Here is a 14305-nt window from a genome sequence, read left to right on the forward strand (position 1 = left end):
CAGCAAATACCCAACCCGGTGCAGTGTGGTGATGGGATGCGCTACTGTCTTGTCGGGCAATGGCCGGAAAAACCGCTTTCTTATCCATTTAGTCGACCAATGCTATCCACCCGCTGGCCATTGCGCTGGCGTGGCGCATTATTTGCTGTCGAACAACAACGACGCGCCGCCAGAGCGCGCAACAGCCTAACCGCCGTGGGTGCATCCTGATGAGCAGCCAAACGATTCAACGCTTCGACCTTGAAGGCGCCCGCAGCTGGATGTCCGGGATCTGCGGGCCCCATCGCCTCGCCACCGCCACGCCCGAGCGCCTGCGCTTTCACCACAGCGCCAATGTGTTCAAGTCCCGCGCCACCACCCTGGGCGTGATCGAATACGGCACCGATGTGACCATCGACATCGAAGACGCCGAGCACTTCAGCAGCTACAGCCTGAGCCTGCCCCTGGTGGGCGAGCAGGAGTTGAGCAAGAACGGCGAGCGCCTGAGTTCCAACCGCGACCAAGGCGTGATCATTTCACCCAATGAACATCAGGTGCTGGCGATTTCCGGCGACTGCCGCAAGTTGCAGGTGGTGATCACGCGGGCGGCGATGGGGGAGTCACTGGAAGGTTTGCTGCAACGGCCGATTGATGCGCCGTTGCGCTTCGAGTCGGTGATGGACGCGGTGGACGGCGCCTCGGCGGCGTGGTGGCGCATGGCGCGCTACTTCATTGCGGAGCTGGAACACGGCAGCGAGTTGTATGAACAGCCGGCGTTTACCCGCGACCTGGAAAGCTCGCTGATCAAGGGCCTGATCCTGGCCCAGCCGAACAATTACTCCGAAGAACTGCGCGATATGCTCGGTGTGAAACTGCCGCATTACCTGATCCGTGCGCGCCAGTACATCCATGACAACGCTCGGGAAGCCGTGCACCTGGAAGATCTGGAAGCGGCTGCGGGGGTGTCGCGGTTCAAGTTGTTCGATGCCTTTCGCAAGTACTTTGCCCTGTCGCCGATGGCCTATTTGAAGAAGCATCGGCTTTCTGCGGTGCGCCAGGAAATCCTCGAGCACGGCTCTACCCGCACCATTTCCGAAATTGCCCTGGGCTGGGGCTTTACCCACCTGGGGCGATTTTCGGCCGAATACCGAAAACTGTTCGACGAATCCCCCAGCCAGACCCAGCAGCGCAAACGCATGCGCAGTATCTGAAAACAATGAAGGTCAAACTGTGGGAGCGGGCTTGCTCGCGAATGCGGTATCTCAGTCAACCTATTCGGCGACTGATACACCGCTTTCGCGAGCAAGCCCGCTCCCACATTGGATGTGCGGTGTTTCGGAGAAATCAGATCAGTTCTTCCACCAGTTGCAGGCAATGACTGAGCCCCGGCGATTGATCATTTACCCGCCGGCTGAGAATGATCGGCGAGGTCGCGGTGGCCTCCACCACCGGCGTGTAGCCGATGTCCGCCCGGTGCAACACCTGCACCGAGGCAGGCACCAGCGTCACGCCGATCCCGGCGCCGACCAGGCCGATGGCGGTTTGCAACTCGTTGGTCCACTGCGCCACCTTGAGGCTCAAACCGTGGGCATCGAACAGCGCAATTACATGGTCGGCATAGCTGGGCCGTGGGTTACCGGGGTAGAGCACAAAGGGCTCGGCGGCCAGTTGAGCGAGGGTGGCGGGCGCGTCCAGCAAGGGGTGTCCGGCGGGCAACACAGCCACCAGCCGATCCTCCACCAGCACCCTCTGGACGATGGCCGGGTCGTCGATGCGTATCCGCCCGAATCCCACATCAATCCGCCCGGCCTTGAGCGCTTCGACCTGTTGCAAGGTGGTCATTTCCGACAGCCCCAACTCCAGCTCCAGTGCCTCATGCGTGCGCAGCCGTCGAATCAGTTCCGGCAACACGCCGTACAGCGTCGACGGTGCAAAACCGATGCCCAGCCAGGTCTTTTCACCCTGGCCGATGCGTCGCGTGTTGTCGCAGACCTTGTTCAGTTGTTCCAGCAGCACAGTGGCGTGTTCATAGAAAAACCGACCGGCCTCGGTCAGCCGCAGCGGTCTGCTACGTTCAAGCAGGATCACGCCCAACTCGTCCTCCAATTGCTGGATCTGCCGGCTCAATGGCGGCTGGGCGATGTGCAGGCGTTCGGCGGCGCGGGTGAAGTTGAGGGTTTCCCCCAGCACCTGGAAATAGCGCAGGTGACGCAGTTCCATAACGGTTCCTTTCATACCTTGAGGGTATTGCTTGAGACCCATTCTATATTGGAAGCCTTTAAAAATAGGGCACAAAATCGGCTCAAATCTATAAAGAACCCAACGGGTATTGCCATGCCGATTTGCGCCATCGAGTCGATCGACACGATCATCGTCGACCTCCCCACCCTTCGCCCGCACAAGCTGGCGATGCACATCATGCAAAACCAGACGCTGGTGATCATCCGCCTGCGCTGCGCCGACGGTATCGAAGGCATCGGCGAAGCCACCACCATTGGTGGCCTCAGTTACGGCAACGAAAGTCCTGACAGCATCAAGGTCAACATTGACCGTCACTTCGCGCCCCTGTTGATCGGCCAGGACGCCAGCAATATCAACGCGGCCATGTTGCGCCTGGAGCGCAGTATTCGCGGCAACACCTTTGCCAAGTCCGGTATCGAAAGCGCCTTGCTCGATGCCCTGGGTAAACGCCTGAACCTGCCGGTCAGCGAACTGCTCGGCGGCCGTGTGCGCGATGCCTTGCCGGTGGCCTGGACCCTGGCCAGCGGCAACACTGAAAAGGATATTGCCGAAGCGGAAAAGATGCTCGACCTGCGCCGCCACCGCCTCTTCAAGTTGAAGATTGGCGCGGGTGAGGTCAGCCACGACCTGGCTCACGTGATCGCGATCAAAAAGGCCCTGGGCGACCGCGCCAGTGTGCGCGTCGATGTCAACCAGGCCTGGGATGAAGCGGTGGCACTGCGTGCATGCAAAGTGCTCGGTGACAACGGAATCGACCTGATCGAACAGCCTATCTCACGCAACAACCGCGGCGGCATGGCGCGGCTCAACCTGTCGAGCCCGGCGCCGATCATGGCAGATGAATCCATCGAGTGTGTCGAGGATGCCTTTAACCTGGCCCGCGAAGGCGCGGCCTCGGTGTTCGCCCTCAAGATCGCCAAGAACGGCGGCCCGCGTGCCGTGTTGCGTACCGCCGCGATTGCCGAAGCGGCCGGCATCGGCCTGTACGGCGGCACCATGCTTGAAGGCGGCATTGGCACCTTGGCCTCGGCGCATGCCTTCCTCACGCTGAACAAGCTGGCGTGGGACACCGAACTGTTCGGCCCGTTGCTGCTCACCGAAGACATCCTCACCGAGCCGCCGGTGTACCGCGATTTCCAGCTGCATGTCTCCACCGCACCGGGCCTGGGCCTGGCCATCGATGAAGAGCGCCTGGCGTTCTTCCGTCGTGACAAACACTAAGAGGCGCCTGCCATGTTGTTCCACGTAAAAATGACCGTGAACCTGCCCCTCGACATGAACCCCGAGCGTGCAGCGGGCCTCAAGGCTGAAGAAAAAGCGTTGGCGCAGCGCCTGCAACAGGAAGGCAAATGGCGCCACCTGTGGCGCATCGCCGGGCACTACGCCAACTACAGCGTGTTCGATGTCGACAGCGTGCAGGAACTGCATGACCTGCTGATGCAACTGCCGCTTTACCCCTACATGGCCATCGAGGTGAACGCCCTGTGCCGTCACCCTTCGTCGATCCATGAGGATGACCGCTAGGCCGGTATTCACCTTAATAACTACAAGATGAGGAATGCACCATGTCCATCCGCCTGTCCCAGACTGCCCATGCCCAACAGTTTCTTGAAGAAGCCAGCGGCAACCTCAACGACGGTGGCAATCCGCGTACCAAAGCGCTGATCTACCGGATCCTGCGTGACACCGTGAACATCATCGAAGACCTGGAAGTGACCCCGGAAGAATTCTGGAAGGCGGTCAACTATTTGAACGAGTTAGGCAAGCACCAGGAGGCCGGACTGCTCGCCGCCGGGCTGGGCCTGGAACATTACCTGGACTTGTTGATGGACGCTGCCGATGAGGAAGCCGGCAAATCCGGTGGCACTCCGCGCACCATCGAAGGCCCGTTGTATGTGGCCGGTGCGCCGCTGTCGAAGTACGAGGCACGGTTGGATGATGGCAAGGACGACGCGGTGCCGCTGTTCATGCGCGGGCAGGTGCGTGACACCGAGGGCAAACCATTGGCGGGGGCGATTGTGGACGTGTGGCAGGCCAACACGGCGGGTACTTACTCGTGGTTTGATCCGACGCAGTCCGAGTTCAACCTGCGCCGACGCATCGAGACCGACGCACAGGGCAACTACCGATTCCGCAGTATCGTGCCGTCCGGCTACGGCTGCCCGCCAAGCGGGCCGACCCAGCAACTGTTGGATCAACTGGGGCGTCATGGGCAACGGCCAGCGCATATCCACTTCTTCATTTCGGCGCCGGGGCATCGACACCTGACCACGCAGATCAACCTGTCGGATGACCCGTACCTGCATGATGATTTTGCCTATGCGACGCGGGATGAGTTGATTGCGCAGATCCGCTTCAGTGACGATCCACAGCTGGCGCGGGAGTTCGGTGTGGAAGGGCGGTTTGCGCAGATTGATTTTGACTTTGAATTGCAGGTGGCGGATGCGCCGGTAGAGCAGAAGCGCATGCAACGAGTGCGCGCCCTCGAAGACTAAACGCGGTTAAAAATATGGGAGCTGGCTTGCCTGCGATGACGAGGGTGAATGCACCCTAGCTATCGCAGGCAAGCCAGCTCCCACAGGGGGTTGTGGTGTTGGCGCTATTTGCGGACGACCAGGTCCAGCACCTCATCCCGATCCTTGATCTTCTGCAACACAATCTCCGAGCGTATATCCATCACGCCCGCCGTGCGGTTCAGGTGGTTCACGATAAAGTCCGAGAAGTGCTTGAGGTTGCGTGCCTGCACCCGCAGCACATAGTTGCTGGCGCCGGTGATCACGTAGGCGCTGGCCACTTCCGGCCAGCCCTGCACCTTCTTGATGAATGTCTCGTGCCAATCCTCCACATCCTGGCGCAAGGACAGGTGGACGATGGCCTCCAGCTCAATCCCCAATTGCTCCGCATTCAGCACCGCGCGGTAACCGCTGATGATCCCCTCGCTTTCCAGCAGGCGCAGACGGCGCAGGCAGGCGGACGGCGAAAGCGCGACCTTTTCCGCCAGTTCCTGGTTGCTGATGCGGCCATCCTGTTGCAGGAAATGCAGGAGGCGCAGGTCGGTGGCGTCGAGAATCATGGTTAGAATAAATCCGCGTGTTTGGGGGTTAAATTCGAATTTCCTACAGCTTAATTAGCCTGTTGCTACTCACTTTGCACGAAAATTCTCTAAAACTTCGTTCATTATTTGGTCCATTCTTACTTATAAAAACCAGGACAACCCATGACCACTCGAAGCCATTGCCAAGCCCTCGACGCCCAGGACCCGCTGGCACCTTTGCGCAGCCAGTTCGCCTTGCCGGAGGGTGTGATCTACCTCGACGGTAACTCCCTGGGTGCACGGCCGGTGGCGGCGTTGGCGCGGGCGCAAGCGGTGATTGCCGAGGAGTGGGGCAACGGTTTGATCCGTAGTTGGAACAACGCCGGCTGGGCGGATTTGTCCCTGCGCCTGGGTAACCGCCTGGCACCGTTGATCGGCGCGCGTGACAACGAAGTGGCGATCACCGATACCACCTCTATCAACCTGTTCAAGGTGCTGAGCGCCGCGTTGACCGTGCAGCGCCAACGCCAGCCTGGGCGCAAGGTGATCGTCAGTGAGGCGAGTAACTTCCCCACCGACCTGTACATCGCCGAGGGACTGGCCGAGTTGCTGCAGCAAGGCTATTCCCTGCGCCTGGTGAACAGCCCGGACGAACTGCCCCAGGCCATCGATCAGGACGTGGCGGTGGTGATGCTGACCCACGTCAACTACAAGACCGGCTACATGTACGACATGCAGGCGCTGACCGCCCTGAGCCACGAGTGCGGTGCGCTGAGCATCTGGGACCTGGCGCACTCGGCGGGCGCGGTGCCCATCGACCTGCATCAGGCCGGTGCCGACTATGCGATCGGCTGCACCTACAAGTACCTCAACGGTGGCCCGGGTTCCCAGGCGTTTGTGTGGGTCAATCCAGCGCTGGTGGATGTGGTGCGCCAGCCATTGTCGGGCTGGTTCGGGCACACCCGGCAGTTCGCTATGGAGTCGACGTACGCGCCGAGTGCCGGCATTGCTCGTTATTTATGCGGTACCCAGCCGATTACTTCACTGGCAATGGTTGAATGTGGCCTGGAGATTTTTGCCCAGACCGATATGGCGAGTTTGCGCAGCAAGTCCCTGGCGTTGACCGATCTGTTTATCGCGTTGGTCGAAGCCCGTTGTGCTGCCCACGACTTGAAGTTGATCACCCCGCGTGAACACGCCAAGCGCGGTAGCCATGTGAGCTTCGAACACCCTGAAGGCTACGCGGTGATCCAGGCCTTGATCGCCCGTGGTGTGATCGGTGACTACCGCGAACCACGCATCATGCGTTTCGGTTTTACCCCGTTGTACACGCGCTTTACCGAAGTATGGGAAGCCGTGGAAACCCTCGGCGACATTCTCGACAACCACACCTGGAACCAACCGCAATTCAAAGTCCGCAACAGCGTCACCTGATCCACCGCCGATCAAAGGTGGGAGCTGGCTTGCCTGCGATGACGGTGGTGAATGCACCGACGCTATCGCAGGCAAGCCAGCTCCCACGGGGTTCCGCGTCAGCAACAACCATCACAATAATAAAGGGGCACGCCACGTGACCACGCCAGACAACGGCTTTGCAGAGATCACCCACCGCGAACTGGGCCTGCGGCGCCAGCTCACTTCCGGCCAGATGAGCATGATCGCCATCGGCGGCGCCATTGGCACCGGGCTGTTCATGGGCAGCGCCTACGCCATTGGTTATGCAGGGCCCAGCGTATTGGTGAGCTACGCCATCGGCGCGTTGATCACCTTGCTGTTGATGGGCTGCCTGGCGGAGATGACGGTGGCCCATTCCACCTCGGGGTCGTTTGGCGCCTACGCCGAGTTTTACATCAGCCCGCTCGCCGGGTTCCTGGTGCGCTATGCCTACTGGGCGGCGATCGTGCTGGCGGTGGGCGCCGAGGTCACGGCGGTGGCGATGTACATGAAGTACTGGTTCGCCAACGTGCCGGAGTGGGTGTGGATCGTGTCGTTTTCCAGTGCGCTGATCCTGCTCAATGCCATCAGCGTGAAGACCTTTGGCAACTTCGAGTACTGGTTCTCGACGATCAAGATCAGCGCCATCGTCGGCTTCATTATCCTCGCCGTGTACGTGGTGTTCGGCTCCGGCAACCCGCAGTACGGTGTGCAGAATTACACCGCCCACGACGGCTTTTTCCCCCATGGCCTGAGCGGCATGTGGATCGCGGTGATCGTGTCGATCTTCAGCTATTTGAGTGTGGAGATGATCGCTGTGGCTGCCGGTGAAGCCGCCGACCCGGAACAGGCGGTGAAGAAAGCCTTCCGCGCCACCATCGTGCGCCTGGTGGTGTTTTACTTGCTGACCCTGGCGCTGATGCTGGCCATCGTGCCGTGGAACCAGGCCGGGCAGGCCCAGAGTCCGTTTGTCACGGTGATGCAGACCATCGGCATACCCGGCGCCACCGGGGTGATGAATTTCGTGATCCTGATTGCGGCGCTCTCGGCCATGAACAGCCAGCTCTACATCACCACCCGCATGATGTTCAGCCTATCCCGTGCCGGCTTTGCCCCCAAGTCCATGGGCGCGTTGAGCAAGAACGGCATTCCGCTGAATGCATTGCTGCTGTCCAGCTCGGGCATTGCGCTGGCGACTTTGTTGAACGTGGTGTACCCGGAAAGCTCGTTCACGCTGATGATGGCGATCTCGATGTTTGGCGCGATCTTCACCTGGTTCATGATCTTCCTTACCCACCTGTTTTTCCGGCGTTATCGCAAGCGTCACGGTGGGCCGACATTGTCGTTCCAACTCCGGCTGTTTCCCTACAGCACGCTGCTGGGGCTGGTGCTGATGGGCGCGGTGATGGTCACCACGTATTTCACCGAGGCGTTCAAGATGACCCTGGTGTTTGGCGTGCCGTTCCTGCTGATTCTGTCGGCGGTGTATTACGGATTCTTCCGCAAGGGCAGGGCCAAGGCGTCGAACAAGGCCTTGGCATAGCCGGGCAGGTGTTCGAACGAGCGCGCGCATAACTGCAGTTTCCGGCGGGCCCACGCTTCCTGCAGGGGGTAGGCCCTGACGCTGCGCTCCAGTGGCCAGCGCTCCAGCGCGGCTTGGGGCACGATGCCCAGGCCAGCGCCGCGGGCGACCATGCGAATCACCCCATCAAAACCCTCGGCACGTATGCGCGTCTGCAAGCGAAAACCGGCGTGCAGCGCCTGTTCTTCGAGGTAAACCGTCAATGCGCTGTGGGGGGCGAGGCCGACAAAGTCGTATTGCAGGCTATCGACAAAACTCCCTGCGCTGAACGGATGATCCTGCGGTGTGATCAGCACCAACGGGTCATCGCGAAAGGGCAGAGTCTGCAGGCCGTGGGTGTCCACCGCGTCGGAGACGATCCCAAGATCTGCCGTGCCCTGGCGTAAGGCCTGGGTGATACGCAGGCTCGGCAACTCCTGCAGATCGATATCGAGATTGGGGTGCTCGCATAGAAAGTCCGCCAGCAGTTCCGGCAGGTATTCGCTGAGGGCGGTGGTGTTGCACAACAGGCGCACCTGGCCTTTGACGCCGTTGGCGTATTCCGCCAGGTCCAGTTGCAGATGTTCGGCCTGTTGCAGCAGCAAGCGGGCATGGCGGGCCAGGGCTTTGCCTGCGGGAGTGGGTGTGACGCCTCGGCGACCGCGTTCCAGGCACTCAATGCCCAGCGAAGCTTCCATCGCCCGGATACGCGCACTCGCCGCGGCCAGGGATAAGTGGCTGCGCCCGGCGCCGGCAGTAATGTTGCCGGTGTCGAGGATGTGCAGATAAAGGCGCAGGTCAATCAAATCAAAATGCATGGTTGGGGGGCCAGTGATTGGACGGGCTTGCTCGCGAAGAGTCTATCAGCCTCACACAAAACAAGAGGCTGCCTCAGTATATGGCGAATTTCCCGCGTCATCGGAAACCCTCACACTGCGCCCATGAATACCTACCTGACGTTCTACCAAAATATCGGCCCCGCCCTGACCCTGCTGGTGATCGGCACCTTCATCCTGGCCGGCACCGTCAAGGGCGTGATCGGCCTGGGCTTGCCCACAGTCTCCATGGGCTTGCTCGGCCTGGCTATGTTACCGGCGCAGGCTGCGGCCTTGCTGATCATCCCGTCGACGATCACCAACCTGTGGCAACTGGCGTTCGGCGGCCATCTGAGCGCATTGGTCAAACGCCTGTGGCCGATGTTGCTGCTGATCTTCCTCGGCACCGGGCTTGGCACGCTGTGGCTGGGTATGAGCGGGGGAAGCTGGGTGGGCCATGCGTTGGGTGGGGCATTGCTGGTGTATGCACTGAGCGGATTGTTCCTACCGACGTTCAAGGTAAAGCCTGAGACCGAGCGTTGGCTGGGCCCTGTGTGCGGCGTGATCACCGGCATCATCACCTCGGCGACCGGCGTGTTCGTGATTCCCTCCGTGCCCTATCTGCAAGCCCTGGGATTGCACCGTGATCAGTTGGTGCAGGCGCTGGGGTTGTCGTTCACTGTTTCCACCTTGGCATTGGCCGCCGGGCTGGTGTGGCGAGGCGAGCTCGGTGGCGGGGAGGTCAATGCGTCGCTGCTGGCGCTGGTGCCGGCACTGCTGGGCATGTGGCTGGGCCAGGCGCTACGCCAGCGCATCAGTGCAGTGTTGTTCAAGCGCGTATTTTTCGTTGGCATGGCCTTGCTGGGCGCGCATCTGCTGATCAGCGGTTAACAATGAAGGGTTTATTCGTGCTTTCCGATCAAATGTATTTTGCCGTGCCGCCGCTTATTCCAAGGGGACAATGTCGATAGCCTGCCGGCCGACAGTGTTAACCCCTCAGGATGCCTTCCCATGAAAAAAATCCTCCTGCTCAACGGCGGCAAGAAATTCGCTCACTCCGATGGTCGCTACAACGCCACCCTGCATGACGCCGCCGTGGCGGTGTTGGACCGCGCCGGCATCGACGTCAACGTCACGCACATCGACGCAGGCTACGACGTGGCAGAAGAAGTGGCGAAATTCCTCTGGGCTGACGTGATCATCTACCAGATGCCCGGCTGGTGGATGGGCGCACCGTGGATCGTCAAGAAATACATCGACGAAGTCTTCACCGAAGGCCACGGCAGCCTCTACGCCAGCGACGGCCGCACGCGCTCCGATGCCTCGCAGAAATACGGCAGCGGCGGCCTGATCCAGGGCAAGCAGTACATGCTCTCGCTGACTTGGAACGCACCCCAGCAAGCCTTTGACGACCCGACCGACTTCTTCGAAGCCAAGGGCGTGGATGCGGTGTACTTCCCATTTCACAAGGCCAACGAATTCCTTGGCATGACCGGCCTGCCGACCTTCCTGTGCGTGGACGTGATGAAGCGCCCGGCGATCGAGGCTGACGTAGCGCGCTACGAGCAGCATCTGGCGCAGGTCTTCAATTTCTCAGTGTAAGCTGCTGGGAACCGATAACGAGGAGCGCCTGTGAAAGCCCGATCCGATGAGCTACAGATCTTCGTCAGCGTCATTGAATGCGGTTCGATTTCCGCTGCCGCCGAACAGGTCGGGCAGACGCCCTCGGCGGTCAGCCGCACCTTGTCACGCCTGGAAGCCAAGCTCGACACCACGCTGATCAACCGCACCACACGGCGGATGGACTTGACCGAGGAGGGTAAATACTTCTTCGAGCAGGCCAAGGTGATCCTGGCGCAGATGGATGAGCTGGAAGAACGCCTGTCGTCGCGTCAGAAAAAGCCGGCGGGGCGCCTGCGCATCAACGCTGCGGTGCCGTTCATGCTGCATGGAATCGTGCCGTATATCGCGGAGTTTCGTAGCCTCTACCCGGACATCCAACTGGAGCTGAACAGCGATGACTTGATCATCGACCTGCTGGAACAGAGCACTGACATCGCCATTCGCATCGGTGCGTTGGCCGACTCCACCCTGCATGCACGCTCGCTGGGGTGTACGCCACTGCATATCCTCGCCAGCCCCGACTACCTCAAGCAGTACGGCACGCCGACCACGGTTGCCGCATTGGCGGACCACACCTTGCTGGGGTTTACCCAGACCGAAACCCTCAACCACTGGCCGCTGCGCCATGTGGAAGGTGACCGTTGGCTGATCCAGCCCGGCGTGGCAGCGTCCAGTGGTGAAACCGTGCGCCAGTTGGCGTTGGCGGGGCAGGGTATTTGCTGCCTGTCTAATTTCATGACCATCGACGACATCGAGGCCGGGCGTCTGGTGCCGGTGCTTGAGGCGTTCAACAGCGGTTATCGCCAGCCGATCCACGCGGTGTTCTACCGGAACTCGCAGTTGGCGTTGCGTATCCAGTGTTTCCTGGACTTTATCCAGGCCAAGCTGGCGCGGTATGCCTGCTGATTCGTGACCTTCGCGCAAGAGTGAATTGGGCAACAGGGGCTTATTCGTCAGGGATCGGCCCTTGATACTGGCCCCATCACTGACTCACTCAGGAGCACTCTCCATGAAGGTATTTGTAACCGGCGCCGCAGGTTTTATCGGCGGATCCATCGCAACTGGCCTGGTCAAGGCTGGCCACAGCGTTACCGGCCTGGTGCGCAGTGTCGAACAAGCCGCTGAGATGACCGCCCTGGGCATCACTCCGGTGATCGGCAGCCTGGACGACACCGCCGTACTGACCGAACAAGCGCAGAAGGCCGATGCGGTGATCAATGCCGCAAGCAGCGACCATCGCGCCGCCGTGGAAACGCTGTTGGCAGCGTTGAAGGGCTCGAACAAGCCGCTCCTGCACACGAGCGGTTCAAGCATTGTGGGTGATGCGTCGGGCGGCAAGTCCAGCGAGGTCATCTACTTCGAGGACAACCTGCCTGAGCCGACCGTCGACAAGGCCGCCCGCGTGGCCATCGACAACCTGATCCTGGCCGCAGCCAAAGAAGGCGTGAACTCGGCGGTGATCTGCAACACATTGATCTACGGCCACAGCCTGGGCGTGAAGCGCGACAGCGTGCAATTGCCGCGTCTGCTCAAGCAGGCGCGCAAGAGTGGGGTGGTGCGCCATGTGGGCAGCGGGCAGAACATCTGGTCCAACGTGCACATTGAAGATGTGGTGGCGTTGTATTTGCTGGCGCTGACCAAGAATGTGCCGGGCACGTTCTACTTCGTGGAAAGCAGCGAAGCGGCGTTTATCGACATGACCACCGCCATTGCCGAAGCCCTGAACCTGGGCAAACCCCAGGATTGGCCATTGGCCGACGCCGAAGCCGAGTGGGGTTATGAAATGGCCAACTATGGTTTGGGTTCCAACAGCCGAGTGCGTGGCAAGCACGCCCGTGAACGGCTGGGCTGGGCGCCGAAACGTACGTCGGTCGTGGAGTGGATTCGCAACGAGATGGTGTGATGTTCGCTTAAGACCGCGGTGCTGCCTTCGCAGGCAAGCCAGCTCCCACATTGGACTGTGTTCACACATCAAATGTGGGAGCCGGGCTTGCCGCGATGGCGGCGATTCGGTTTACCTGATGTTACACATTACTAGCCCCACCTCCCTCAATTCCGTACCATTCCCCGCCTTATCTTCCGCATTACCCTGGTACTTCATGAACCTCACCCGTCTGCGCGCCGATGCCCTGGCCGGCCTCACCACGTCTTTTGCATTGCTGCCCGAATGCATCGCCTTTGCCCTGGTGGCCCACCTCAACCCGCTGATGGGGCTCTACGGCGCCTTTATCATCTGCACACTGACCGCGTTGTTCGGCGGCCGCCCCGGCATGGTGTCCGGTGCGGCGGGCTCGATGGCAGTGGTAATCGTGGCGCTGGTGGTGCAGCACGGTGTGGAATACCTGTTGGCGACGGTGTTGCTGGGCGGTCTGATCATGGTCGCCTTCGGCCTGCTGCGCCTGGGCAAGCTGGTGCGCATGGTGCCGCATCCGGTGATGCTGGGGTTCGTCAACGGCCTGGCGATCATCATTGCCTTGGCGCAGTTGGAACATTTCAAGAGCGGTGAACAGTGGCTCAGCAGCACGCCGCTGTACGTGATGATCGGCCTGGTGCTGGTGACCATGGCCATTGTCTACCTGCTGCCGCGCATCACCCGCGCCGTGCCGCCCGCGTTGGTGGCGATCCTTGGCGTGGGCCTGGCGGTGTACCTGCTGGGCTTGCCGACCCGCACGTTGGGCGACATGGCCCACATCGCCGGCGGCCTGCCGACCTTCTCCCTGCCGCAGATTCCCTGGACCCTGGAAACCCTCGGCATCATCGCGCCCTATGCGTTCCTGATGGCCATGGTCGGCTTGCTGGAAACCCTGCTCACCCTCAACCTCACCGACGAAATCACCGAGAGCCGCGGCTACCCCGACCGCGAAAGCGTGGCCCTCGGCGCGGCGAATATGGTCTCCGGCCTGTTCGGCGGCATGGGCGGCTGCGCAATGATCGGGCAAACTGTGATCAACCTCAGCTCCGGCGGACGCGGGCGTTTGTCCGGCGTGTTTGCCGGGGTGATGATCCTGTTGTTCATTCTGTTTCTGTCGCCGTTTATCGAGCGCATTCCGTTGGCGGCGCTGGTGGGCGTGATGTTCGTGGTGTCCCAGCAGACCTTCGCCTGGGCCTCCTTGCGGGTGATCAACAAGGTGCCGGTCAATGATGTGCTGGTGATTCTCGCGGTGACGGTCATCACCGTGTTCACCGATCTGGCCACGGCGGTGTTGTGCGGGATTGTGATTGCGGCGTTGAATTTCGCCTGGCAACAAGCGCGAGAGCTGTATGCGGATGAGCACCTGGAAGCCGATGGCAGCAAGCTTTATCGCCTGCATGGCACGTTGTTCTTCGCCTCGACCACGCCGTTCCTGAACCAGTTCGACCCGGCCAACGACCCGGCCCAGGTGACGCTGGATTGCCGTCACCTGAGCTTTGTCGACTACTCAGCGATTGCCGCGTTGATGACCCTGCGTGAGCGTTACACCAAGGCCGGCAAGCATCTGCGGGTGCTGCATCTGTCGGAGCGGTGCAAGAAGCTGCTCAAGCGCGCGAAGGTTCACCACGACTGAACACCAACGTGTAGGCGCGAGCTTGCTCGCGAAAGACTTGAGTGCGCCACCTGCACTCAGGTTATCCGCGTTA

Annotated in this window: 14 protein-coding genes; 11 read left to right on the forward strand and 3 right to left on the reverse strand. The window is 60.8% G+C overall.

What is annotated here, in order from left to right; translation table 11 throughout:
• Positions 1-209 precede the first annotated feature (209 nt).
• Positions 210-1190: an AraC family transcriptional regulator gene (locus AB4O08_RS17120; protein WP_010206525.1), complete on the forward strand. Its 981-nt coding sequence runs from the start codon at positions 210-212 to the stop codon at positions 1188-1190.
• A 133-nt stretch (positions 1191-1323) separates the two neighbouring features.
• On the opposite strand, the gene AB4O08_RS17125 is transcribed toward AB4O08_RS17120, so the two are convergent.
• Positions 1324-2199, reverse strand: a complete 876-nt coding sequence (locus tag AB4O08_RS17125) for a LysR family transcriptional regulator (RefSeq protein ID WP_010206524.1) — start codon at positions 2197-2199, stop codon at positions 1324-1326.
• A 114-nt stretch (positions 2200-2313) separates the two neighbouring features.
• Between AB4O08_RS17125 and AB4O08_RS17130 the strand changes: the two genes are divergently transcribed.
• Genes AB4O08_RS17130 through catA form a run of 3 tightly spaced genes read left to right on the forward strand, consistent with a single transcriptional unit; the run spans position 2314 to position 4715 of the window.
• Positions 2314-3441: a muconate cycloisomerase family protein gene (locus AB4O08_RS17130; protein ID WP_045791635.1), complete on the forward strand. Its 1128-nt coding sequence runs from the start codon at positions 2314-2316 to the stop codon at positions 3439-3441.
• Positions 3442-3453: 12 nt separating this feature from the next.
• Positions 3454-3744 (forward strand): muconolactone Delta-isomerase, encoded by a 291-nt coding sequence (catC, locus tag AB4O08_RS17135; protein ID WP_010206522.1) that lies wholly within the window; start codon positions 3454-3456, stop codon positions 3742-3744.
• A 41-nt stretch (positions 3745-3785) separates the two neighbouring features.
• Positions 3786-4715, forward strand: coding sequence for a catechol 1,2-dioxygenase (catA, locus tag AB4O08_RS17140; RefSeq protein WP_044287873.1), 930 nt, complete (start codon positions 3786-3788; stop codon positions 4713-4715).
• Positions 4716-4819: 104 nt separating this feature from the next.
• Here catA and AB4O08_RS17145 read toward each other — a convergent pair whose 3' ends face one another.
• Positions 4820-5293, reverse strand: coding sequence for an Lrp/AsnC family transcriptional regulator (locus AB4O08_RS17145; protein WP_003176072.1), 474 nt, complete (start codon positions 5291-5293; stop codon positions 4820-4822).
• Between the two features lie 144 nt (positions 5294-5437).
• Here AB4O08_RS17145 and kynU point away from each other — a divergent pair, with 144 nt between their 5' ends.
• A complete protein-coding gene (gene kynU, locus AB4O08_RS17150; protein WP_047543838.1) occupies positions 5438-6688 on the forward strand; it encodes a kynureninase in 1251 nt (416 codons plus the stop codon).
• Positions 6689-6824: 136 nt separating this feature from the next.
• Entirely contained in the window at positions 6825-8231 is a 1407-nt protein-coding gene (locus AB4O08_RS17155; RefSeq protein ID WP_047543841.1) for an amino acid permease, read from the forward strand.
• On the opposite strand, the gene AB4O08_RS17160 is transcribed toward AB4O08_RS17155, so the two are convergent.
• Positions 8177-9067 (reverse strand): LysR family transcriptional regulator, encoded by an 891-nt coding sequence (locus AB4O08_RS17160; protein ID WP_010206518.1) that lies wholly within the window; start codon positions 9065-9067, stop codon positions 8177-8179. The two genes, AB4O08_RS17155 and AB4O08_RS17160, sit on opposite strands and share 55 nt — an antisense overlap.
• Positions 9068-9190: 123 nt before the next feature.
• Here AB4O08_RS17160 and AB4O08_RS17165 point away from each other — a divergent pair, with 123 nt between their 5' ends.
• The 5 genes from AB4O08_RS17165 to AB4O08_RS17185 all read left to right on the forward strand — a co-directional run bounded on the left by AB4O08_RS17165 (position 9191) and on the right by AB4O08_RS17185 (position 14232).
• Positions 9191-9955: a sulfite exporter TauE/SafE family protein gene (locus AB4O08_RS17165; RefSeq protein WP_010206517.1), complete on the forward strand. Its 765-nt coding sequence runs from the start codon at positions 9191-9193 to the stop codon at positions 9953-9955.
• A 120-nt stretch (positions 9956-10075) separates the two neighbouring features.
• Positions 10076-10666 carry an NADPH:quinone oxidoreductase MdaB gene (locus tag AB4O08_RS17170; RefSeq protein ID WP_010206516.1) on the forward strand — a complete coding sequence of 197 codons (591 nt, stop codon included), beginning with the start codon at positions 10076-10078 and terminating at the stop codon, positions 10664-10666.
• A 30-nt stretch (positions 10667-10696) separates the two neighbouring features.
• Positions 10697-11593 carry a LysR family transcriptional regulator gene (locus AB4O08_RS17175; RefSeq protein WP_045791637.1) on the forward strand — a complete coding sequence of 299 codons (897 nt, stop codon included), beginning with the start codon at positions 10697-10699 and terminating at the stop codon, positions 11591-11593.
• Positions 11594-11696: 103 nt separating this feature from the next.
• Positions 11697-12590 (forward strand): NAD-dependent epimerase/dehydratase family protein, encoded by an 894-nt coding sequence (locus tag AB4O08_RS17180; RefSeq protein WP_460114237.1) that lies wholly within the window; start codon positions 11697-11699, stop codon positions 12588-12590.
• A gap of 196 nt (positions 12591-12786) precedes the next feature.
• Positions 12787-14232, forward strand: a complete 1446-nt coding sequence (locus AB4O08_RS17185) for a SulP family inorganic anion transporter (protein ID WP_154847704.1) — start codon at positions 12787-12789, stop codon at positions 14230-14232.
• Positions 14233-14305 lie beyond the last annotated feature (73 nt).

The organism is Pseudomonas sp. H3_E07, assembly GCF_054668895.1.

What these genes read in the sequence shown, in the direction of transcription:
- AB4O08_RS17120 (WP_010206525.1), top strand. Translation starts at nt 210, where the DNA reads ATGAGCAGCCAAACGATTCAACGCTTCGACCTTGAAGGCGCCCGCAGC.
- AB4O08_RS17125 (WP_010206524.1), bottom strand. Translation starts at nt 2,199, where the DNA reads ATGGAACTGCGTCACCTGCGCTATTTCCAGGTGCTGGGGGAAACCCTC.
- AB4O08_RS17130 (WP_045791635.1), top strand. Translation starts at nt 2,314, where the DNA reads ATGCCGATTTGCGCCATCGAGTCGATCGACACGATCATCGTCGACCTC.
- catC (WP_010206522.1), top strand. Translation starts at nt 3,454, where the DNA reads ATGTTGTTCCACGTAAAAATGACCGTGAACCTGCCCCTCGACATGAAC.
- catA (WP_044287873.1), top strand. Translation starts at nt 3,786, where the DNA reads ATGTCCATCCGCCTGTCCCAGACTGCCCATGCCCAACAGTTTCTTGAA.
- AB4O08_RS17145 (WP_003176072.1), bottom strand. Translation starts at nt 5,293, where the DNA reads ATGATTCTCGACGCCACCGACCTGCGCCTCCTGCATTTCCTGCAACAG.
- kynU (WP_047543838.1), top strand. Translation starts at nt 5,438, where the DNA reads ATGACCACTCGAAGCCATTGCCAAGCCCTCGACGCCCAGGACCCGCTG.
- AB4O08_RS17160 (WP_010206518.1), bottom strand. Translation starts at nt 9,067, where the DNA reads ATGCATTTTGATTTGATTGACCTGCGCCTTTATCTGCACATCCTCGAC.
- AB4O08_RS17165 (WP_010206517.1), top strand. Translation starts at nt 9,191, where the DNA reads ATGAATACCTACCTGACGTTCTACCAAAATATCGGCCCCGCCCTGACC.
- AB4O08_RS17170 (WP_010206516.1), top strand. Translation starts at nt 10,076, where the DNA reads ATGAAAAAAATCCTCCTGCTCAACGGCGGCAAGAAATTCGCTCACTCC.
- AB4O08_RS17180 (WP_460114237.1), top strand. Translation starts at nt 11,697, where the DNA reads ATGAAGGTATTTGTAACCGGCGCCGCAGGTTTTATCGGCGGATCCATC.
- AB4O08_RS17185 (WP_154847704.1), top strand. Translation starts at nt 12,787, where the DNA reads ATGAACCTCACCCGTCTGCGCGCCGATGCCCTGGCCGGCCTCACCACG.